The sequence below is a fragment of the Maribacter sp. Hel_I_7 genome, assembly GCF_000688315.1.
GTDB lineage: Bacteria > Bacteroidota > Bacteroidia > Flavobacteriales > Flavobacteriaceae > Maribacter > Maribacter stanieri.
Map to the genome: position 1 here is coordinate 942,153 of NZ_JHZW01000002.1, position 24,167 is coordinate 966,319.

At 34.6% G+C, this 24,167-nt stretch carries 18 protein-coding genes; 15 read left to right on the top strand and 3 right to left on the bottom strand.

What is annotated here, in order from left to right:
• The first annotated feature begins 53 nt into the window (after positions 1-53).
• The 9 genes from P178_RS21535 (at position 54) to P178_RS21545 (ending at position 14,321) form a co-directional block, all read left to right on the top strand.
• The gene (locus P178_RS21535) at positions 54-3,395 is read left to right on the top strand and encodes a VCBS repeat-containing protein (protein ID WP_051638182.1); all 3,342 of its coding nucleotides are present in this window, start codon (positions 54-56) and stop codon (positions 3,393-3,395) included.
• A 107-nt stretch (positions 3,396-3,502) separates the two neighbouring features.
• Positions 3,503-4,771 (top strand): phosphatase PAP2 family protein, encoded by a 1,269-nt coding sequence (locus tag P178_RS0105580; RefSeq protein WP_197026786.1) that lies wholly within the window; start codon positions 3,503-3,505, stop codon positions 4,769-4,771.
• The gene (locus tag P178_RS21540; protein WP_051638183.1) at positions 4,761-6,464 is read left to right on the top strand and encodes a CRTAC1 family protein; all 1,704 of its coding nucleotides are present in this window, start codon (positions 4,761-4,763) and stop codon (positions 6,462-6,464) included. Before P178_RS0105580 ends, P178_RS21540 begins: the two co-directional genes overlap by 11 nt.
• A 112-nt stretch (positions 6,465-6,576) precedes the next feature.
• The gene (locus P178_RS0105590) at positions 6,577-7,131 is read left to right on the top strand and encodes an RNA polymerase sigma factor (protein ID WP_027065289.1); all 555 of its coding nucleotides are present in this window, start codon (positions 6,577-6,579) and stop codon (positions 7,129-7,131) included.
• The gene (locus P178_RS0105595) at positions 7,121-7,549 is read left to right on the top strand and encodes a hypothetical protein (protein ID WP_051638184.1); all 429 of its coding nucleotides are present in this window, start codon (positions 7,121-7,123) and stop codon (positions 7,547-7,549) included. The genes P178_RS0105590 and P178_RS0105595 overlap by 11 nt, the downstream gene beginning before the upstream one ends.
• A gap of 123 nt (positions 7,550-7,672) precedes the next feature.
• Positions 7,673-8,278, top strand: coding sequence for a TetR/AcrR family transcriptional regulator (locus tag P178_RS0105600; protein ID WP_027065291.1), 606 nt, complete (start codon positions 7,673-7,675; stop codon positions 8,276-8,278).
• Positions 8,279-9,619 (top strand): TolC family protein, encoded by a 1,341-nt coding sequence (locus tag P178_RS0105605; RefSeq protein WP_027065292.1) that lies wholly within the window; start codon positions 8,279-8,281, stop codon positions 9,617-9,619.
• A 25-nt stretch (positions 9,620-9,644) separates the two neighbouring features.
• On the top strand, positions 9,645-10,811 hold the full coding sequence (locus P178_RS0105610) for an efflux RND transporter periplasmic adaptor subunit (protein ID WP_027065293.1): 1,167 nt from the start codon (positions 9,645-9,647) through the stop codon (positions 10,809-10,811).
• Between the two features lie 6 nt (positions 10,812-10,817).
• A complete protein-coding gene (locus P178_RS21545) occupies positions 10,818-14,321 on the top strand; it encodes an efflux RND transporter permease subunit (RefSeq protein ID WP_036145776.1) in 3,504 nt (1,167 codons plus the stop codon).
• Positions 14,322-14,401: 80 nt separating this feature from the next.
• Here P178_RS21545 and P178_RS0105620 read toward each other — a convergent pair whose 3' ends face one another.
• Entirely contained in the window at positions 14,402-14,746 is a 345-nt protein-coding gene (locus tag P178_RS0105620) for a toxin-antitoxin system YwqK family antitoxin (RefSeq protein ID WP_027065294.1), read from the bottom strand.
• A 257-nt stretch (positions 14,747-15,003) separates the two neighbouring features.
• Between P178_RS0105620 and aspS the strand changes: the two genes are divergently transcribed.
• From aspS to P178_RS0105640, 4 genes are all read left to right on the top strand, one after another.
• Complete coding sequence (gene aspS / locus P178_RS0105625; protein WP_027065295.1) at positions 15,004-16,758, top strand: aspartate--tRNA ligase; 1,755 nt, start codon at positions 15,004-15,006, stop codon at positions 16,756-16,758.
• 199 nt (positions 16,759-16,957) lie between these two features.
• Positions 16,958-18,742: a chloride channel protein gene (locus P178_RS0105630; RefSeq protein WP_027065296.1), complete on the top strand. Its 1,785-nt coding sequence runs from the start codon at positions 16,958-16,960 to the stop codon at positions 18,740-18,742.
• 11 nt (positions 18,743-18,753) lie between these two features.
• Complete coding sequence (locus P178_RS0105635; protein WP_027065297.1) at positions 18,754-19,020, top strand: hypothetical protein; 267 nt, start codon at positions 18,754-18,756, stop codon at positions 19,018-19,020.
• Positions 19,021-19,090: 70 nt separating this feature from the next.
• The gene (locus tag P178_RS0105640) at positions 19,091-19,282 is read left to right on the top strand and encodes a cold-shock protein (RefSeq protein WP_027065298.1); all 192 of its coding nucleotides are present in this window, start codon (positions 19,091-19,093) and stop codon (positions 19,280-19,282) included.
• A gap of 67 nt (positions 19,283-19,349) precedes the next feature.
• Here the strand turns inward: P178_RS0105640 and P178_RS0105645 are convergent, their stop codons facing one another.
• Entirely contained in the window at positions 19,350-19,793 is a 444-nt protein-coding gene (locus tag P178_RS0105645; protein ID WP_027065299.1) for a nucleoside deaminase, read from the bottom strand.
• A 63-nt stretch (positions 19,794-19,856) separates the two neighbouring features.
• Between P178_RS0105645 and P178_RS0105650 the strand changes: the two genes are divergently transcribed.
• Positions 19,857-21,623, top strand: coding sequence for a 1-deoxy-D-xylulose-5-phosphate synthase (locus tag P178_RS0105650; RefSeq protein WP_027065300.1), 1,767 nt, complete (start codon positions 19,857-19,859; stop codon positions 21,621-21,623).
• Positions 21,624-21,628: 5 nt separating this feature from the next.
• Entirely contained in the window at positions 21,629-22,747 is a 1,119-nt protein-coding gene (locus tag P178_RS0105655; protein WP_027065301.1) for a DUF3078 domain-containing protein, read from the top strand.
• Here the strand turns inward: P178_RS0105655 and P178_RS0105660 are convergent.
• Complete coding sequence (locus P178_RS0105660; protein ID WP_027065302.1) at positions 22,744-24,087, bottom strand: deoxyguanosinetriphosphate triphosphohydrolase; 1,344 nt, start codon at positions 24,085-24,087, stop codon at positions 22,744-22,746. The two genes, P178_RS0105655 and P178_RS0105660, sit on opposite strands and share 4 nt — an antisense overlap.
• Between the last annotated feature and the right edge of the window lie 80 nt (positions 24,088-24,167).

Here is a 24,167-nt window from a genome sequence, read left to right on the forward strand (position 1 = left end):
AGTTAATTTAAAGATCTATCCCTTTTTAGGATAGATCTTTTACTTTTAAGGAAATGACAAAAAATCTAACTCTCTATCTATTTATAGTATGTATACTTCTTCAAAGTTGCAAAGAGAAGGCTATCGAAGATCAAGTAACACCTACTATTAATACCGTTGAAAAACCATCATTATTTACACTTTTACCGGAAAGTGAAACAAATATTACATTCCAGAACACATTAAAAGAAGGACTTAACGCTAATGTATTGGTATATGAGTATCTATATAATGGCGGTGGGGTAGCTACCGGAGACTTTAATAACGACGGATTAGAAGATTTATACTTCACCTCTAACATGGGTAAAAATAAGTTCTATTTGAATAAAGGTGATTTATCTTTTATAGATGTTACCACAATTTCTAAAATCGAAGGCAGACCTGGACCCTGGAAAACAGGGATTACTTCTGCAGATGTAAATGGTGACGGAAAATTAGATCTCTACTTATGTTATTCAGGAGCATTACCTGATGCTAAACGTAAAAATCAACTATTTATTAATCAGGGAAACGATTCCAATAACATTCCTATTTTCAAAGAACAAGCTGAAGAATATGGTTTAGCAAGTGCAGCATTCAGCAATCAAGGTTATTTCTTTGATTATGATAAAGACGGCGACTTAGATATGCTGTTACTAAATCATAATCCAAAATCTTTGCCAGTTTTAAATGAAGTTAGCACAAAAGAATTTTTGAAAAAAGACGACCCACATCAAGGTACACGACTGTTTGAACAAAGAGCTAATAAGTTTTATGACATCACCAAAAAAGCAGGCATTAGCGGTTCTGCCCTAACCTACGGATTAGGAATCGCCATAAGTGATATTAATAATGACGGATGGCAAGATTTTTACATTTCCAATGATTACACTGTACCAGATTATTTATATATCAATAATCAAAACGGAACATTTACAGACCAATTAGGGTCACAAATGGGTCACACAAGTCACTTTTCTATGGGAAATAATGTGGCGGATATTAATAATGACGGTTTACAAGACATATTCACTTTAGACATGTTACCCAAAGACAACAAACGCCAAAAACTTTTATTATCACCAGATAATTATGAAAAATTCGATTTGAATATTAGAAGCGGATTTCACCATCAGTACATGCGTAACATGTTGCAATTAAACAATGGTGATAACACCTTTAGTGAAATTGGACAGCTATCTGGTATCTCGAATACAGACTGGAGCTGGGCTCCCCTATTTGCAGATTTTGATAATGACGGATTTAAAGATTTGTTTATTTCTAACGGATATTTTAGAGACTATACCAATTTAGATTTCATCAACTACATGGATAGTTATGTAAAATCTAAAGGAAGACTACAAAGACAAGATGTTTTAGAGTTGATAAAAGAAATGCCGGCCTCTAACCTTACCAATTTCTACTACAGTAATAAAAATGGTATAAATTTCACGGACAATACTAGAGTTGCAGGTATGGATCAACCAGCTAATAGCAATGGCGCAATCTATGTTGATTTAGATAATGATGGTGATTTAGATTTAGTAATAAACAACATTAACAAACCCGCATTTATATACCGAAATGATACAGCCAAAGAAGGGAACAATTATTTGAACGTAAAACTTTACGGCTCCGATAAAAATACAAATGGCATAGGTTCTAAAGTAAGTGTTTTCAATAATGGAAAAACACAAGTAGTTGAACAAATGCCAACCCAAGGTTACCTTTCAACTGTTTCGCCAATATTACATTTTGGATTGGCTGATAACACTACAATAGACTCTCTAATAATTGGCTGGAATTCTGGTAAAACAGAAATTCTTTCACAAGTTTCAACAAACCAATTATTAGTACTTGAAGAAAGCAACGCAAAAAAATCAAATTTAGTAAAAGACAAAAAAGAAGTCTTATTTTCAAAGATCGCGAATGTTATTACATATCAGCACCAATCATCATCAGTAAATGACTTTAAAAGGCAGTCGCTTTTATTGAAACAATTCTCGCATGATGGTCCGCCAATGGCTAAGGGTGATATTAATAATGACGGATTAGAAGATTTTGTAATTGGTGGTGGCATTGGGCAACCAACATCCATATTCATACAAACTAAGAATAAGAAATTTACTCAAAAGATAAATACTAGTTTTGATGTAGACAAAGAACAGTTCGATTCAGATATCGCACTTTCTGATATAAATAATGATGGTAACTTAGATCTATATATTGCTAGTGGTGGTTATCATAATTTTACTAAAAACGACCCACTTTTACAAGACCGACTATATTTAGGAGACGGGAAAGGAAATTTTAAAAAATCTGAATCTGCCCTACCAAGCATGCTAACAAATTCTGGTTCAGTTGCTTTTTCTGATGTTAACGACGATGCATTTTTAGATATTTTCGTTGGTGGATATGTAACTCCAGGACGATTTCCACAATCATCTAAAAGTTATATAATAATAAATGATGGCAAAGGCAATTTCACGGACAAGACAGATAATATTCAGCCAGAACTGAACAATTTGGGTATAGTCACAGATGCTGTATGGGCAGATATGGATGGTGACAAAAAAGAGGATTTAATTGTACTTGGTGAATGGATGCCAATTTCTATCTACCTGAATAAAAATGGCAAATTAGTTAATGAAACTGATCGGTTTTTTGATAAATCTTTATCTGGTTTATGGACGAGTCTCCATATAACCGACCTCAATAAAGACGGCAAACCAGATATTATTGCGGGTAATATTGGAACCAATACTCAATTTAAAGTGAGTAATGATACACCCGCTGAATTATACTATACTGATTTTGATAATAATGGTTCGGTAGATCCTATTTTAAATTTCTACATGGATAGTGTCAGCTACCCATATGTAACTAGAGATGAACTATTGGGTCAACTTTCAGGCAAAAGACAACAATTCAATAGCTATGAAAAATATGCTAATGCAACTGTAAACGATATTTTCAAGTCAAGTGAATTACAGAAGGCGAATAAATTAACGATTAAACATCAAAAAACTACAGTTTTAATGAGCACTAATAGCGACATATATCAAAACATTTCACTGCCAATTGAAGCTCAATACTCCCCTATTTCAGAAATTATAAGCTCAGATTTCAATAATGATGGTATTATTGATTTACTTCTTCTGGGCAACAATGATAATTACAAACTTAGAATAGGGAAATTTGATGCCAACTATGGTACAGTGCTTTTAGGTGTTGACAATAATACTTTCAACTATTTACCCCAAACCAAATCTGGGCTATCAATTAAAGGAAGTAACACTCATGCGCTGCTCATAGATAACCAACTTATTCTAACTAGTTACGGCACAGCTACCGAAACCTATAAACTCTTAAAATAGTATTTAATTAAACCATGACTATTTACAAAAAACTGATTTATACAATTACTCTTTTATCCCTAGTATTTTTGACCATTACTGCGTGTTCTACAAAAGAGGAGCCAAAAATGAGCGATAAAGAAGTTGCTATAGAATGGGCTAATATGACCTTATTTATTACAAGATATACACCATCAAACTCCCCCACTTTCGCCTCTAGAGCATTTGGATATACCGGTCTCACAATGTACGAATCTATAGTGCAAGGGTTTCCTTATTACAAATCAATGAACGGTCAATTAAAAGGCTTAGAATTACTTCCTGTGGCAGATGATTCAAAAGAATACAATTGGGTTTTGTCATTAAACGCTGGTCAGTCAGAAATTTTAAAGAATATCTACGTTCAAACATCCGAAGAAAATATTAAAAAAATTGATTCTCTTGAGCAGGTAATTTACGATCAACTTGCTTCAACCTTAGATAAAGAAACTGTTTCAAGATCAGTAGCTTTTGGTAAATCTGTTGCGCAAATTATTTTTGAATGGTCTAAAACCGATGGCGGTCATAGAGGATATCTGAATAATTTTGACAAAACTATGGTGCATCCGAACAGACCGGGTGCTTGGAAACCTCCATTATTTGCTCAATCTTTCAGTCATTATCCATTGCATCCACACTGGGGAGAAAATAGAACCTTTGCTTCAAAGAATAAACAACTTGAAGACCCAAAGATGATTCCGTATGATACTACCCCTGGATCTCCATACTACCAACAATTCGAAAATGTATATCTAAAAGATCAAGAGTTAACCCAGTTAGAAAAAGAAGCGGCTATTTGGTGGGGCGATGATCCTGATGTCAGTTTTACACCACCAGGTCACTCCTATTATTTTGCCACGCTAGCTATTGATGGTCATGATATCTCTATGATTGAAAGCGCAAAAACATATGCCCAAGTAGGTATGGCGGTATCTGATGCATTTGTTAATTGCTGGAAATGGAAATATCAGTTTTTTACTGAACGTCCTAATACCTTTATACCAAGATTTATTGATGAAGAATGGGAATCATTTTGGCCAGACCCTCCTTTTCCATCTTTTCCGTCAGGACATGCCATACAAGCGGCGGCAGCGGCAACAGTGTTAGAGCATAATTTTGGAAAAGAATTTACTTTTACAGATAGGGCACATGAAGGCAGGAAGCGCGACGAGTTAAAAGAGACAGATTTTGTCATCCGCTCGTTTAACACCTTTTGGGATGCTGCTCAAGAAACCGCAGATTCAAGATTTTACGGCGGAATTCACACACAATTAGATAACGAAGTAGGGTTAGAAAAAGGAGTAGAAATAGCAAAAAATGTTTACGCCTTAGAATGGAAGATCAAAAATGAAAAATAACATCTCAATATTTATAAAAAACTTAGGTATACTCCTTTTTTTCAATGGATGGATCAGTAATGCACAACAAACATTTATTGATGTCACCGAAGATGCTGGCATAGACCACCAGTATGAAGTCTACGAGGGTACTTTTGGTGGTGGCGTTACAGTTTTTGATGTCAACAATGATGGCTTTGAAGATTTATATATAACGAGTGGTATAAAATCGGATAGACTATATCTCAACAATGGCGACGGTACTTTCAAAAATACTTTCAATGGTTCTGGTTTAGAAATCACCAATAATTATGTTACCCAAGGTGTTGTAAGTGCCGATATTAATAAAGATGGATATAGAGATCTATTCATCACCACCATAACTACTACAGACGGAAAAAGTGTTATACCTAGAGCTAAAAATTTACTGTTTTTAAATAATGGAGATGCTACATTTAAAGATGTCACCAATCAATATGGCTTAGAAGATTTAAACTCCTTTAGTACGGGACCAAGTTTTGGTGATTTTAATTCAGATGGATATCCTGATTTGTTTGTAGGTAATTATTTTCAAGAATTTACCGGTAAACTCGGTATTATTAAAGATGCTACCATTGTAAGTGCCAACCAAACGGCTAAAAGTTATTTACTAGAAAATAAAGAAGGTAAAAAATTTAAAAACGTATATAAGGATTACGGTTTAGGTCATAAAGGCTTTGGTTTTGGAGGTGTTTTCACCGATTATGATAATGATAATGACCAAGATTTATTGGTCAACCAAGATTTTGGGTATAAAGCAGTACCCAATTTTCTATACCAAAATGAATATCCTGATGACAATTTTATAGATGTTAGTAAGGAAACTGAAATGGACTTGAAAATTAACGCCATGGGAGCGGCGGTTGGTGATTATAATGGTGATGGTTGGATGGATTATTACATTACCAACATTAAGTTCAATATGCTAATGGAAAATCAAGGCATTGGCAAGCCATTTGTTGACAAAGCAAAAGATTTGGGCACCTATAATTTGGCCATTAGTTGGGGCGCAAATTTTGCAGATTTTGACCATGATAAAGATTTGGATCTATTTGTTTCTAACGGAGATCTGAATCCAAATTGCACGCCTATGGGTAATTTCTATTTTGAGAACAATGATAACACATACACCGAAAAAGGAAGGGAACTAGCCATTAATGATTATGGAATAGGTAGAGGATCGGTAATTTTTGATATGGATAATGATGGAGATATGGACTTATTGGTTGTAAATCAAAAACCTATTTTAAATTACCCAACAACATCAATTACACGCCTTTTTAGAAATGATTTAACAAAGGGTAATTGGTTAAAAGTTGCACTTATAGGGCAAGCATCAGAAGCAAATGGTATTGGCTCTAGAGTTACCGTAGTTGCGAACGGGAAAAGAATAATTAGAGAAATAGACGGTGGTGGATCTAGCCACTTATCGCAAAATTCTGTGATAGCTCACTTTGGTTTGGGAGCCACTACTGTAGTTGATTCGGTTATTGTAAACTGGACAGGTGGTAATACTCAAATACTAACCAATCTAAATACCAACCAACAATTAGAAATTGTTGAGATTAATCCATCTAAAAAAAAATCTAGTTTTACTTGGTACATTTTAAGCGCTGTTTTATTAGCTATTTTAGTAATATTCATATTTTATAGAATGAGGTGGCCAAGAAATTAAAAAACCTTTACTTTTCTAAAAAGGTGAAAAAAAATTAAAAAATTTCCCCAAAAATGCAATAGCCTTCAAAATTCTCGTCTTTATTAATGAAGACCAATTGAAAAACCTTTGGATGGCATCCCACCAACAAAATAATAATAACCTTAACAGTTTTTTTGAAGAAGAGTATAGCTCCCTTAGGCGCTATGTTCAATCTAAAATTAAACAAACTTCAGAAAGTGACGCCGAAGATATAATTCAAGAAGTTGCGTTACGTATTTTTTCAAGACCAATTGATGCCTTACCTATTCATAATATTGGTGGTTTTGTGTACAACGCAGTTAAAAATAAAATTACAGATATACTGCGATCCAAGAAAAAACGTCTTGATAATCAAGATGAATTAGAAAACCTTTGGATAGACTTTACCCAAAATTTTTATGATAATTCTTCACAAGAATACTCCGATAATATTCGGAAAAAATTACAATCTGCAATTTTCAATTTAAAACCAGCATATAGAGATATTATTATAGCTGTCGATTTTGAAAATTATAGCTATAAAGAAATTTCGGAAGAAACAGGCATACCTCAAGGTACATTGATGTCTAGAAGACACAGGGCATTGTCTATTCTATTAAAAGATATTGAAATACAAAACATTAAAAAACATACTTATGAAATCTAAAATTGAAAAAAACATGGAGAACGCAGTTAAATTTTATGTTTATAAAGCATTCAAAATTCTAGGTTATATCATACTTGGCGTATGTATAGCATTCTTAGTAGGATATATAGTTATGCGCTTATGGAACTGGTTAATGCCAGATTTATTTGGACTACCGCAAATTGATTATTGGAAAGCACTTGGAATACTTCTATTATCTAAAATCATTTTTGGTTTTGGTGGTGGCGGTGGAGATGGTCGTAGTAAAAACAAGAAATCCAAAAATAAAAATAGGGTGAATGCATGCTCTAAAATGAGAAAGGATTTTTCTCAATGGAAACATTATGATGAATTTTGGCAAGCAGAAGGAGAACAATCCTATCTAGATTATGTTAAAAAATTAAACACTGAAAATAGCAGTGAAAACCCTGCCTCTTAATCGATTGAGCACAAAATATGTAATTAAAAGTTTGTAATTAAGTGAAAGTCAACATTAAAAAATTGTAAAACTTTGGAAACTTTTGTAGTTTCTAAAGTTTCCTGATGTATATTTGCAGCCGTTATGAAAGAAAAAATTAGGGATACAGCTTCACAGCTTTTCTTAGAACGTGGTTTTAAGAGTATTACCATGGACGATATTGCCAATGAAATTGGCATGTCTAAAAAAACCATTTACAGCGAGTACAGTAATAAGACTTCGTTAGTAGAAGATTGCGTAATGAATAAGTTCTGTGATTTAAGCAATGGTATTGACTTAATTATAGCGATGGAGAAAAACGCTATTGAAGAATTGTATGAGATAAAAAAGTATGTAATGTCTCATTTAAATGATGAAAAGAGCTCTCCACAGTACCAATTAATGAAATACTATCCGAAAATTCATAAAAACCTGAAGCTAATGCAATTCGAAAAAATGCATAAATGCATATTATTGAATGTTGAAGGTGGTTTAAAACAAGGCTTGTTTAGAGATAATATAAATCCGGAGTTTGTTGCTCGAATATATTTTACCGGTCTTAATAGTATTAAGGACCAAAACATGTTTCCGTTAGAACAATTTCCGATAGGAAAATTAATGGACTCTTTTTTAGAATACCACATTAGAGGTATCGTCACCCCAAAAGGCAAAGCAATTTTAAATAAAATCATCAATTCAAATCAAGAATAAATGCGAAATCAATTCTTAATACTCATTACCTTTCTAAGCATTAGCTTGGGGTATTCACAAGAGCAAGCCAATAGTTTTACACTCGAAGAGGCTATACAATTTGCGTTAGAAAATAACTATACCGCCATAAATGCAGATAGGGATATTATAGATGCACAAAAACAGAAATGGGAAACCATAGCAAGTGGTTTACCTCAGGTAAACGGTGCTATTAGCTATCAAAACCAATTGAAACAACCAGTGTCTTTACTACCTGCCGAACTTGCAGGTGGTGCAGCGGGGGAATTTATACCAGTTGTATTCTCTCAACCGCAGTCAGCTACAGCAACCGCAACCTTAACCCAACAAATTTTTGATGGATCATATATCGTTGGTGTTCAAGCGACAAAAGCATTCTTAAGCTATAGTGCTAACAACAAGGAAAAAACAGAATTAGATGTTAGAAAACAAGTTGTTGAAGCATACGGCAATGTACTGTTAGCAGAAGAAAGTGTTGAAATCTTGGAGAAAAACAAAGCTACACTTGAAAAGAATCTATATGAAACTTCTAAGCTGTATGAAAATGGACTAGGAGAAGAAGAGAGCGTAGATCAACTTCAAATTACGCTTTCGTCTATAGAAAATCAATTACAAAATGCAATTAGACTTAAGCAGATTACGCTACAAATGCTAAATGTTAGCATGGGTCTAGATTTGAATGCCCCAACACAATTGCAAGAAGAGTTAGAAGACTTAACGCTATCTAAGATGGATTTAAGTATTCTCGGTACAGATTTTAATATTAACGACAATGTTGATTATAAGCTAGCTGAAAATTTAAACGAACAACGTTTTTTTGAATGGAAGTTGGCAAGAAGCCGTGCACTACCAACATTAAATGCCTTTGTTAATTACGGTAGCTCTGCATATTCAAACGATTTTGATTTTCTGAGCAGTGACCAACAATGGTTTGACTCTTCTATTTTAGGGTTTGATCTTAGCATTCCTATTTTCAGCTCTTTTAAAAGGAGTGCTTCTACTCAGCGTGCAAAAATTGCTTTAGAAAAGGCAAAAACGCAACTAACCGAAGCTGAACAACAAATTAGATTGCAGTTAGAAAACGCAAAGAACAACTATACGCTAGCCATCGATAATTATGAAACAGCAAAACAAAATCTCATGTTATCTGAGCGTATTGAAAATAAAAATCAAATAAAATACAAGGAAGGTCTTGCTACCAGTTTTGAGCTAAGACAAGCACAGACGCAATTGTATGCTACTCAACAAGAGTTCTTACAGTCTATGGTAGAGGTCATCAACAAAAAAACCGAATTGGAAATTATTTTAAATACGAAAGCCTAAACAATCAATCATTAAAAATACAATCATGAAAAAAATACTAGTATTATTAATTGCAAGCATCGGCCTATTTTCTTGTGGCGGAGGAGAGCAATCGGTAAATGAAATTATTGAGCAGCAGAATCTTGATGCCATTAGAGCCAAAAAGAACGAAATCACAGCTCAACAAAAACTAATTGAAACACAACTAAAATCATTAGACTCTGCAATTGCAGTTTTAGGAAATGAAGAAAAGTTGCCGTTGGTTAATACATTGACCGCTAAAAAAGAGCTATTTAATCATTATCTAGAATTACAAGGTGATGTTAGTACAAAACAGAATGTTCTAATTTACCCAGAAATGGCAGGTACACTTCAAAAAGTATATGTTAAAGAGGGCGATAAAGTATCTAAAGGTCAAATTTTAGCTACTATCGATGATGGCGGTATGTCAAGTCAATTAAGTCAATTAAAATCACAAGCAGCTTTAGCCAAAACTACTTTTGAGCGCCAACAACGTTTATGGAACCAGAACATTGGTTCAGAGATTCAATATCTACAAGCTAAGACCAATTACGAAGCTTCTGAAAATATGGTTTCTCAAACACAAAGTCAATTAGGAAAATCTACTATAAGAGCGCCATTTTCAGGTATTATAGATAAAGTTATTAAAGATCAAGGAACCGTAGTGGCTCCAGGGCAAGGTTCTGAGGTTTTTCGTATTGTAAATTTATCAGACATGTACATTGAAGTAGAAGTACCAGAATCATATTTAGGTAGTGTTGCAAAAGGGAAAGAAGCCGTAGTTTATTTTCCAGTTTTAGGTGACAGCATTGTTTCTAAAATTAGAGAAACAGGCAACTTCATTAATCCTTCAAATAGATCTTTTGAAGCTGAAATTGCAGTTCCTAACAAAGAAGGTAAGATAAAACCGAACTTAAGTGCTAAAGTTAACATCAACGACTATACTAGTGAAGATGCAATACTTATACCAACCAGTATAATATCTGAGAATGCTGATGGAGAACAGTATGTTTTTGTTGCGGAAGAGCCAAATACTGATGGTGAATCTATCGTAAAAAGAGTAATCATTTCCACAGGAAAAACACAAGGTGCCAATATAGAAGTCTTATCTGGTTTAGAGGACGGAAATCATATTATCAAAGAAGGGGCAAGAAGTGTTAAAGATGGTCAAAAAGTTAAAATAAAAAAATAAAGATCGATGAGCAAAGTACAAAAGAACGCCGATAAAGAATTCGGTCTATCGTCTTGGGCCATTGATAACCCTTCGGTTATTTATGTCATGATAGCCATTTTTCTTTGGTTGGGATTTAGCGCCTATATGGCTATGCCCAGAGAAGATTTTCCTGAAATAATAGAGACCAAAATCTACATTAGCACACCGTACCCAGGTAACACTGCTGAGGATATTGAAAAACTGATTACAGATCCTTTAGAAGATAGGTTAAAGAATATTAGTAACGTAGTAGAAGTAACCTCTACGTCTCAAGAAGATTATGCCATTTTAACTGTAGAGTTTGATGAGGAAATTACAGTCGAACAAGCAAAACAAAAGGTTAAAGATGAAGTAGACAGTGAGAAGGCAAGTGAAGACTGGCCAACATTTAATGGTGCCAAGGTAGAACCTAATGTTTTTGACTTGAATTTCTCTGAAGAAGTTCCTATTATGAACATCAATTTTACAGGTGACTACCCTGTAGAGAAACTGAAAGAATTTGCTGAATACTTACAAGATGAAGTAGAAGATTTTCCTGAAATTAAACAGGCCGATATTAGAGGAGCACAAGATTTAGAAGTTGAAGTGGGTGTTGACATTTACAAAATGATGGCTGCAAAAATCAGCTTTCAAGATGTTATCAGTGCCATTAGCAATGGTAATATGACGATGTCTGCAGGTAATTTAAAAACCGTAGGGCAAAGACGTACCATTCGTATTCTTGGTGAAGTTGAAGACCCTAAAGAATTGAACAATTTTGTTGTAAAATCAGAAAATGGTGCTGTTTATTTAAAAGACATCGCAACAATCAATTTTCAGGCAAAAGACAAAACTACTTATGCTCGTGAATTTGGGAAAAATGTAGTGATGCTAGATGTGAAAAAAAGAGCTGGTAGAAACTCCATTTCCGCTTCAGATAAAATAAAGGAATTGGTAAAGAAAGAAACAGCTGAATACTTTCCGCCAGATTTAAATATTTCTATTGCCAATGATTCATCTACCCGTACATTAAATCAAGTAGATGATTTAGTAAACAATATTATTTTCGGAATCATCTTGGTGGTAACCGTACTAATGTTCTTCTTAGGTTTTAGAAATGCACTATTTGTTGGTTTCGCCATACCTATGTCCATGTTCATGTCTTTCGTAATACTGTCATGGCTTGGGTACACACTTAATACTATGATTCTTTTCGGAATGATCATGGGTCTTGGTATGTTGGTGGATAACGGTATTGTTGTAGTGGAAAACGTATACCGTTTAATGGACGAAGGGTTGTCAAGAACAGAGGCTGCTAAAAAAGGTATTGGTGAAATAGCCTACCCAATAATTATATCAACAGCGACAACTGTTGCTGCCTTTGTACCGTTAGGTCTTTGGCCAGGTATATTTGGACAATTCATGATTTACTTCCCTATCACACTTTCTGTGGTATTAGGATCCTCTCTGTTCGTAGCAATATTCATGAACTCTATGTTAGTTTCTAAATTCATGAGTACCGATGAAAAGGAGCTTACTCTTAAGCAATTGATTAGAATGAGTGTTATTCTAGGAGTTCTAGGTACATTAATTTTAATTTTCGGTGGTGCTATGCGCGGTTTAGGTTCCGTCCTAATTCTTACAGGAATTATGTTCTGGGCCTATAAATATATCATTAAAGGTTCTGCCATAAGATTTCAAAAGAGAACCATGTCTCGTTTCGAGAATTGGTATGAGAGACGACTTAAGCATGCGCTAAGAGGAAGTAACGTGTACTGGTATTTTGGTATCACATTCTTAATGTTAATTGGTGTATTTATGCTATTTGGTATGTCTGTAGGTAGCGGTCGTACTAAAATTGAATTCTTCCCGGATAATAAACCGAATGAAATTTATGTGTATGTAGAATATCCTGAAGGAACATCTATAGAGAAAACCAACGAAATCACCAAAGAGGTTGAAAACCAGGTGTACGCCATAATGGATGACCCTAAATACAAAAATAAGGACGGAGAAAACTTTATGATGACTTCTGCTGTTTCAGTAGTTGGTGAAGGTGCCGGTAATCCACTTACAGATGGTGGTTCTTCTGCAGAAATGCCACATAAAGGCAAGGTAACCGTAAACTTTAGTGAGTATAAATATCGTAATGGTTTAAATACAGAAGATATAAGAGGTAGAGTTCAAGCGGCACTACAAGGCATATACCCTGGTGTTGCTATATCCGTAGAGAAAGATGCCAATGGTCCGCCAGCAGGTTTCCCTATTAACATTGAGTTAGAGGGTAACGACTATGATGAATTGATCAACACTGCAGAAGACATTAAGAATTTTATAAATACCAAAAATATAGCTGGTATTGAAGAACTAAAAATTGATGTAAACAAAGGTAAACCAGCAATGCAAGTAATTGTAGATCGTGAGAAAGCAGGTGAACTTGGTGTTGCCGTAGGTCAAGTTGGTAACCAATTAAGACGCTCTATTTTTGGTGAAAAAGCAGGTGTTTATAAAGAAGATGGTGAGGATTATGACATCAACATTAGATTTAATGAAGATTTAAGATATAATAAGAGTGCCTTATTCAATCAGAATATCATTTTTAGAGATCCTGCGAATGGTCAGATTAAGGAAATTCCTATTTCTGCAGTAGCTACGGAGAAAAATACATCAGGATTTAGTGCCATAAAGCACCGTGATGGTAAACGTGTAGTTACTATTTACTCCGGATTGAAACCTGGCTTTACAGATGCAGGTGCTATTGTTGCTGAAATTCAAAGAGAGATGGATAGTTTTGAAGGGACACCAACAACAGTCAAAATTGATTACACAGGTCAATTAGAAGAACAAGCAAAACAACAAGCATTCTTGGTAGGTGCGTTTTTCTCTGGTTTAGGATTGATTATGCTTATTCTAATCTTTCAATTTGGTGGAATTTCAAAACCGTTAATTATAATGATTGCCATTTTCTTAAGTTTCATCGGCGTATTTGGTGGATTGATGATTACAGGATGGTCTTTTGTAATTATGATGACAATGATGGGTATTATCTCATTGGCAGGTATTGTTGTAAATAATGGGGTGGTTCTGCTCGATTACACCCAAATTTTGGTTGACCGTAAAAAGTTAAGACTAGGCATGGAAGATAGTGATCTATTGAGCATTGAAGATGCAACAGATTCTATGATTGTTGGTGGTAAGGCTAGATTAAGACCAGTTATTTTGACCGCGATTACAACAGTATTAGGTTTAATACCTCTGGCAATTGGTCTTAATATTGATTTCTTTGCCCTATTTTCAGAATTTAATCCCCATATCTATATTGGTGGTGATAATGTAATATTCTGGGGACCATTGGCTTGGACGGTAATCTTCGGATTAATCGTCGCAACATTCTTGACTTTAATTATAGTTCCGGTATTATTTAATATTGTGTACCGTATTAAAATTAAGTTCAGTAACATCGGAAACAAAAGTGCTGAAAGTAATGAACAACTAGAAGGTGTTGCCTAATTGCACCTTTACAATAATGAATTTAAAAAAGCCCGTATCAAAATTGATACGGGCTTTTTTATTTGAGTTAGTTGAGTTTATTAATTAGTAACAACTGGCGATTTAGAATTTGCTTTAGAAACGCTAGCTATTTTATTGTTGTCAAAATTTACTTCACTTTTCACATCACCTTCCCAGAATAACCATTTTCCAGTTCTAACACCGTTCTCATAATTACCCATAGCAATTTTATCTCCTTTTTCATTGAACATTTTCCACTGTCCATCTAACTTTTCGTTTAAAAAGTAACCTTCTTGAGATTTCTCCCCATTGGCATGAAAATAAGTAGCTTTCACTTTTTCTCCATCTTTTACAAAGGTTGGATCAACTTGAGCATATGCTCCAAAAGACAATGCCAATACGGCTATAATTAGAATTTTTTTCATAGTATATATTTTTAAATTGATAATTTGCTTAACAGTAACGTTACAAATATACATATATTTCCTAATTAATCAATGTTAAGATAACCATTACATAACATTAAATTAACATTGAAGCTGTAAAATACTGAATATTAATGTATTAAGTATATTATTTTTATTAAAATTTACGATACCGATCATTAAGCAAAACCTAGGTACTAAATAGACCTATAATGAAATAGACTTCTTAAATTTGCCCTTTCATTAAAGCACGTATTATGTATAGAAGCCATTCCTGCGGGGAGTTAAGAGAATCACACATTGGCAAAACAGTTACCCTATCTGGTTGGGTAGCAAAGACTAGAGACAAAGGTTTCGTTGTTTGGGTAGATTTACGAGACCGTTATGGCATTACACAGCTTGTTTTAGATGAAGATCGTACTTCTAAAGAATTATTAGAGCAAGCAAGAAATTTAGGTCGCGAATTCGTTATTCAGATAAAAGGAGAGGTTATTGAAAGAACTTCAAAAAACGCTAATATCCCTACTGGGAATATAGAAGTTTTAGTTTCTGAATTAACAATTTTAAATGAATCTAAAACTCCACCATTCACTATCGAAAATGAAACAGACGGAGGTGAAGACCTTCGTATGAAATATAGGTATTTAGACATCCGTAGAAATCCTGTAAAGAACAACCTTATTTTTAGAAGTAAGGTAACTATGGAGGTTCGTAAGTTTTTATCTGGCGAAGGATTTATAGAAGTTGAGACTCCATACTTAATAAAATCAACACCAGAAGGCGCAAGAGATTTCGTTGTACCTAGCCGTATGAACGAAGGACAGTTTTATGCTTTACCACAATCGCCACAAACCTTCAAGCAATTATTAATGGTTGGTGGTATGGATAAATACTTTCAGATTGTAAAGTGTTTTAGAGACGAAGATTTACGTGCCGATAGACAACCTGAGTTTACTCAGATAGATTGTGAAATGGCGTTTGTAGAGCAAGAAGATATTTTAAATGTCTTTGAAAACTTAACGAAGTACCTTTTAAAAGAAGTCAATGGTGTAGAGATCGATTCATTCCCAAGAATGACTTATGATGATGCCATGGCTAAATATGGTAATGATAAGCCAGACATTCGTTTTGGGATGGAATTCGCTGAATTAAATAGCTTTGCCCAGCATAAAGAATTCGGAGTTTTTAACTCTGCAGAGTTGGTAGTTGGTATTGCACTACCTAGTGCCGCATCATATACTAGAAAAGAGTTGGATGCCTTGGTAAATTGGGTAAAACGTCCACAAGTTGGTGCTAACGGAATGGTTTATGTAAAATGTAATGAAGACGGAAGCTTTAAATCTACCGTTGACAAATTCTACGACCAAGACGATTTAACTAAATGGGCAGAAGCAACTGGTGCTAAACCAGGTGACCTAATCTGCGTACTTTCTGGTGATGCCAATAAAACAAGAACGCAGTTAAGTGCCTTGAGAATGGAAATGGCTACCAGACTAGGACTAAGAAAACCAAACGAATTTGCACCATTGTGGGTAGTAGATTTCCCTTTATTGGAACTTGATGAAGAAACAGGTCATTACCATGCAATGCACCACCCATTTACATCACCAAAACCAGGTCAGTTAGAATTGTTAGATACAGATCCAGGTGCAGTACGTGCCAATGCATATGACTTGGTACTAAACGGTAATGAAATAGGCGGTGGTTCTATTCGTATTCACGACAAGGACATGCAAGCAACAATGTTCAAGCATTTAGGTTTTACCCCAGAAGAAGCAAAAGCACAATTTGGATTTTTGATGGATGCTTTCCAATACGGTGCACCACCACATGGCGGACTAGCATTTGGTTTAGATAGATTGGTAGCAATTTTAGGCGGACAAGAAACCATTAGAGATTTCATTGCTTTCCCTAAAAACAACAGCGGTAGAGATGTAATGATCGATGCTCCTGCACCAATTGATAATGCGCAATTGAAAGAATTGAATTTGAAGTTAGATATTCAAGAATAGTTAATCTTGACAAAATCATATTGAAAAAAAATCCTGCCTCTGTGCAGGATTTTTTTTGTCTTAACCATACAAACTTGAACAATAGGGGCTAGATAAAAATTTTAAGCCAAACTTATATTAAAGAATTAGGAGAACTCAAAACCAAAATCATAGCTAGTAATTAAATACCTTTGAATACTATTACTGATTTGGTTAGAAAATGCCCATTCAAAAAAACAAACTTTTAAAACGTATTTACAAGTGGAGATATAAACATATCTCCCAAAAGACCTTTGTTTATATATTAAGTGTTGTGGTTGGTCTGTTGGCAGGGTTAGCCTCGGTAACACTTAAAAATATTACGTACTTCATTGAAGCATCTCTTGAAACCGGAATCATTTTTTCAAGTAATCATTTATATTTCATTCTACCTATAATTGGTCTTACGCTGGTTTACCTGTACGTAAAATATGTTCATAAAGAGAAATTGAAACATGCCGTTTCTTCCATTCTATTCTCCCTTTCAAAAAATAAGGGTCGTATAGATGTAAAACAGGTATATACCCAATTAATTATAGCTCCACTAACAGTAGGGTTTGGTGGTTCTGTGGGGTTATTAGGTCCTGCTGTGGCTACTGGTGCCGCTATAAGCTCCAATTTAGGTCGCCTTTTTCACATCAACAGCAAAACACGGTCATTATTGATTGCCTGTGCTTCTGCAGGTGCTATATCATCTATTTTTCAATCGCCAATTGCCGCGATTATTTTCGCAGTAGAAGTGTTCAGTTTAGATTTAACGATGATCTCTATGCTTCCGCTCTTATTGGCATCAATTAGTGGTGTACTTACCTCCTATTTTTTTATGGGTAACGAGGTATTGTTCAATTTTTCCATTAGTGAGCCATTTGAAGTGAAGGATACATTGTTTTACGTTCTTCTAGGCGTAGGTACAGCCGTTGCATCTATATACTTTACCAAGATGTACTTTGGCATTATTAATCTATTTAAACCATTAAAAAGTCCTAAATATCGACTTCTAGTAGGCGGACTAGCTATTGGAATCATGCTATATATGATCCCTCCACTATATGGTGAAGGTTTTACCTTCATTAACAACCTACTAATTGGTGACCATATTCAAGCTTTGGGCAAAACTCCTTTTGACGCTTACATTGGTAATATTTGGGTGGTAATAGCTTTACTATTTGGCATAACCATCTTTAAAGCAGTTGCGATGACTACAACTCTGGCCGCAGGTGGAGCTGGTGGAATTTTTATCCCCACTATGGTAATGGGTAGTGCATTAGGAAATGTTGTAGCCAAACTAATTAATAATTCTGGTTTAGGTTTTTCTGTTTCTGAAAGTAATTTCACTTTAATAGGCATGGCAGGTCTAATTGCCGGTGTGCAACACGCACCTTTAACCGCAATATTCTTAATTGCGGAAATTACCGGTGGTTATGCATTATTTGTACCCTTAATGATTACTGCTTCTATCTCATATATTATTACAAAAAATACGGTCGATTATACTATTTACACTAGAGAATTGGCAGAAAGCGGAGACCTCTTAACCCATAATAAAGATCAAGCAGTATTAACTCTTATGGATTTAGATACCGTTATAGAAACTAATTTCAAAATTGTGCACCCAGACATGACCCTTGGTGAAATGCTGCACGATTCTGTTGCAAAATCTACACGAAACATTTTCCCCGTTGTAGATGTTGACCATAAATTTCTTGGAATTATTTTATTAGATGATATTAGAGAATTTATGTTTGATACCAAGCTGTACGACACCACAAAGGTTGAGACCTTTACACATAAAGCTCCCGACCATATATATTACGGATTGGATAGTATGCAAATTGTAATGCAAAAATTTCAAGATAGTGGTGCATGGAATCTACCTGTAGTAAAAAACGGAAAATATATGGGTTTTGTTTCTAAGTCTAAATTATTGACCGCTTACAGAAGAGAATTGATAAAATTTACCAAGTAAAAGAGACCGTCATGAAATACATCATTATTGCTATAGTTTTAATCTCCTTTGGGCTAATTATTTACGGATTCAACTTAGATGTTAGTCAAGAAAATTTATCGCATAAATATATTGGATCAGGTACTTTGCTTCTATTTTTAGTGGCTATGCCGCTATTTCTAATAAAAGAGAGTAAGGGTAAAAAATTTAACGACTATATGCTTACCGATGAAAATGTGAGAAAAATGCAAGGTAAAAAGCCTAAAAACACTGATAATCAAGATACTCCAAAAAATTAATAGTCCAATTCTCTACCAATCAACGTAAAATTATATTAAATTAGAATGATAATATTAAAATTTCAATACAATGATTGGCACCGTTAAATTTTACAATGAATCTAAGGGTTATGGATTTATAACCAATGAAGAAACTGGAAAAGATATTTTTGTTCATGCCACTGCTTTACATGGCACTGAAATTAGAGAAGGTGATAAAGTGAGCTATGAAGAGGAAGAAGGAAGAAAAGGTACCGTTGCTGGACAAGTGCAAGTACTATAATAATTCCCGCTTTATTAAAAATTAGATAACCACGCTCTTGCGTGGTTTTACATTTAGACCTAATTTTCTATGTTCTTTTTTTTGCAAAAAATTCTTGTAGTAAACGCGCAGCATCATCTTTAAGAATACCACCCGTTATTTTAGTCTTAGGATGTAAAGTAGTACCCATTACACCGCAACCACGTTGCAAATCTTTAGCGCCATACACAATCTTACCTATTTGACTCCAATATAGGGCACCTGCACACATTTGACAAGGCTCTAGGGTTACATACAACGTGCAATCTTTCAAGTATTTTCCGCCAAGAAAATTTGCTGCCGAAGTAATTGCCTGCATTTCTGCGTGGGCGGTAACATCGTTCAATTTTTCAGTTAAATTATGTGCTCTTGCTATAATTCTATCTTGTACAACAATTACTGCACCAACGGGCACTTCACCAGATTCAAGTGCATATTCTGCTTCTTGTAGTGCCTTCTTCATAAAATAAGTGTCATCGTAAGGTAAAACCATAGCTTCAAAAATACGATAGTTTCATTTTTAAAAAAGTATTTTTGTGTCCATTATACCCGCAATTTGAAATCAATTATAGAACATATCAATTCACCTATTGACCTAAAAACTTTAAGCATAAAGGATTTAGAACAATTGGCTGTTGAACTACGTGAGTTTATTATTGATATTGTTTCAGTTAAAGAAGGACATTTAGGTGCCAGTTTAGGCGTAGTAGAATTGACCATAGCATTACATTATGTTTTCAATACACCCATAGACAAGTTAATATGGGATGTAGGCCACCAAGCATACGGACATAAAATACTTACTGGTAGAAAAGACGTTTTTGAAACCAATAGACAATTTGGTGGAATTAGTGGGTTCCCAAAAATGCAAGAAAGTGAATATGATGCTTTTGGTACTGGCCACAGCTCTACCTCTATCTCTGCATTGTTGGGTATGGCGTTAGCTGCACAATTGCAAGGTAAATTTCAGAGGCAACACATAGCCGTCATTGGCGATGCCTCTATTGCAAGTGGTATGGCTTTTGAAGGACTTAATCATGCAGGTGTTACCAATGCAAACATGTTGGTAGTACTTAATGACAATGCCATGGGTATAGATCCTAGTGTAGGTGCATTAAAAAAATACCTCACCAATGTAAAAACAGGAACAGCAAAAGAAGAGAACATATTTGAATGCTTAAATTTTCACTATACTGGCCCAATAGATGGACATGACCTACCCGCTTTAGTTAATGAATTAGAACAATTAAAAAAGATAGAAGGCCCTAAATTGTTACATGTAATTACCACCAAAGGCAAAGGGTTACAAAAGGCAGAAGAGAATCAAGTCACCTACCACGCACCCGGTAAATTTGACAAACAAACAGGTGAGCTACAAAAGAAAACCAGTACCATTGAACCTCCTAAGTTTCAAGATGTATTCGGTAAAACTTTAGTAGAACTTGCACTAAAAAATGAAAAAATAGTAGGAATAACACCTGCCATGCCAACTGGTAGCTCATTAAAGTATATGATGGAAACTATACCAGAAAGAGCTTTTGATGTTGGTATTGCAGAACAGCATGCAGTAACTATGGCTGCAGGTATGGTAACTGACGGCTTAATTGTGTTCTGTAATATATACTCTACTTTTTTACAGCGGGCATATGACCAAGTCATACACGACGTAGCTATACAGAATTTACCCGTAATTTTCTGTTTGGATCGTGCGGGTTTAGTTGGCGAAGATGGACCAACGCATCATGGTGTATTCGATATTTCATATTTAAGATGTATACCAAACCTAATTATCTGTTCTCCATTAAATGAAATTGAGCTTAGAAACATCATGTACACAGCTCAGCTTGGTTTAGATCATCCTATAGCCATAAGATACCCACGTGGTCGTGGACAAGAAGTCAATTGGCAACTAACAATGAAAAAGCTAAATATTGGCAAAGGTCAACTTCTAAAAGAAGGTAGTGAAATTGCCATTCTAAGCACAGGACCTATCGGTAATATGGTTACTGAAATACTAAAAGAATTGGATAATAACCCCGCAATCGCCCATTATAACTTCCCATTTATAAAACCATTAGATGCGGCTTTATTGGAAGAAATACTACAGAATTTTGATCATATTATTACATTAGAAGATGGTTCAGCAATTGGCGGATTTGGAAGTGGATTGTTAGAATTTGCAAATAATATTGGAATCCATAAAATAATTAAGATATTTGGCATTCCAGATAGCTTTATAACTCACGGTGCTACCAAAGAACTGTATAAAAAAGCAGGGATAGATAAGATGTCCGTAAAACAATATGTACAACAATTTCTATGAAAATAATGGCTTCAAAATTGCTTAAATGTTTATTTCCGTTACTATTTCTGGTAACCTTAGTCGCTAAAGGTCAAGATACAATACCAGCACCTATTATTGTTGATAGTGTTACTGTAGACAGCATTGTTGTAGATACTATTGTAATCCGTAGAACAGTAGATAAAATTTATTCTCCCAGAAAAGATGTAAATCTTCAAATACCCAATATAGATTTTAAAAAGACAAAAACTTTACAAAAAGGTTTTCAGCGTTTTAGAGTACCTTCTTTCTGGGAAACCGAAAATAGCTTTGGTATTAATGTAAGCGAAGTTGCCTTTGTTAACTGGAACGCCGGTGGTGATAATGCCGTTAGTGGTTTAGGGTTTTTAAAATTTGCCAGAAAGTATAAGTTCAGCAATTTTCAATGGGATAATAACCTAGAACTACGCTATGGTTTAAATGCACAAGAAGGACGCAAACTTAGAAAAACAGAAGATGTAATACGTTTGAGTTCAAATCTGGGTTTCAAAAAAAGCAATACTAGTAATTGGTTTTATTCCGTTCAGTTAAATTTCAATACACAATTTTCTAACGGTTACAAATATCCTGATAGGGACGTGCCTATTTCTAGATTTATGGCTCCAGGTTATTTACTATTTGGTGCTGGTACATCTTACATTACCAAGGATGAAAAGTTCAATCTTTACTTATCACCATTAACACAAAAATCGACATTTGTACTAGATCAAGATTTAGCAGATAGTGGTTCTTTTGGTGTACAAGAGGCGATTTTAGATGCAGACGGCAATGTTATTACGCCTGGGGAAAATCATTTATTAGAATTAGGTATTCTAATTACCAATAACCTTAACATCAACGTTGCTGATAATATTGAATTAAAAAGTAGACTTAATTTATATACAGACTATATAAAAAGTTTTGGAAACGTAGATGTTGATTGGGAGCTTACCCTAAACATGAAAGTGAATAAGTTTATAAGCACTAGTTTAGGTACACAAGTTATTTATGACGACGACATACTTTTTGATATCGTTAAAAATGATAATGGTACCATTGTTAACCCAGGTGTTCCTAAAATACAGTTCAAACAAGTATTAGGCGTAGGTATCTTATACGGGTTCTAAAGTTGTTTCCCTTTTATCTTATTATGCATGTGTACGGCAGCGCTATCAGATAGACTAGCAACATAACAACACGTATTCAAAATTATTTCATAAAGAGACGCATCGGTTTGTTGATAAAAGCCCGGTAAAGTTCTTAAAATAAGTTTATGATAGTTAGATGCATTATTGTTTCTTTTACCAATAAGAGCATCTATATACACATCTAAAATATCAGAAATAATAGTGTAACCCGCTATCTCCTTTTCAACAACTTCTTGAGATTGGTATATTTTCTGAACACTTAAGCTTATGATATCTTCTATCTGCGCTTTAAATCCGCTTTTATCCAATAAAGACACCTCAAAATTTCCATTTAAGATACTTTCTTCATTCTCTATAAAAATAGAAACAGCGTCTTGTATTAGTGTATTAATAGCCAGTGCCCGCAAGTAGCTAAGCCTATCTTCCATATATTCCAAAGAATTATACTTCTTGGTATTTATGGTGTCCTTCACTAGTTTAATTAGATATTCTAAAGCATAGTCTTCAGAAATGAGTCCTAAATTTATACCGTCTTCAAAATCAATAATAGTATAGCAAATATCATCGGCAGCTTCAACTAAGAAAGTTAAAGGGTGTCTGCCGTAAGAAACCGTTCCTTCATTTTCTCTAGTTGGCAAACCTAAATCTTTGGCTACCTCTTCAAATATGTATTTCTCACTTTGAAAGAATCCGAATTTCTTATCACAAATATGATTTGTGGGTCTTTTAGGCAAAGATTCTTTTGGGTATTTCATAAAAGCACCCAATGTAGCATAGCTTAAACGAAGACCTCCCAGAACTCCTGCCCTGTCTTGTGTCATTAATCTAAATCCGTTCGCATTACCTTCGAAATCGATTATATCTTGATATTCAACCTCAGATAACTGGTCCTTGAATTTAAGTCCATTACCCGTTTTAAAATATTCGCCAATTGCTTTTTCCCCACTGTGTCCAAAAGGTGGGTTACCTATATCATGCGCTAGTGCTGCCGCAGCTACGATTCCACCAAAATCATTAAATTGGTAACAATGAACTTCTTTAAGATAAGGATGCTTTTCTATTATTTTTTTACCAGCTAATCTCCCCAAGCTTCTACCTACTACAGAAACCTCAAGACTATGAGTTAATCTGGTATGTACAAAATCTGTCTTTGAGAGCGGAATTACTTGAGTTTTATCTTGAAGACTTCTAAAAGCAGCAGAAAATATGATACGATCATAATCAACATCAAATCCTAAACGAGTTTCATCTTGTTCATTTCGTAAACGTTTATTTGTATCGCCTTGTCTGCGCAGAGAAAGTAATTGCTCCCAATTCATGTACATCTTTTTTGAAGACTGCAAGATACATTTTTTGCTATTTCATTATAGGATCAACAATCTATAAATGAAAAATGATA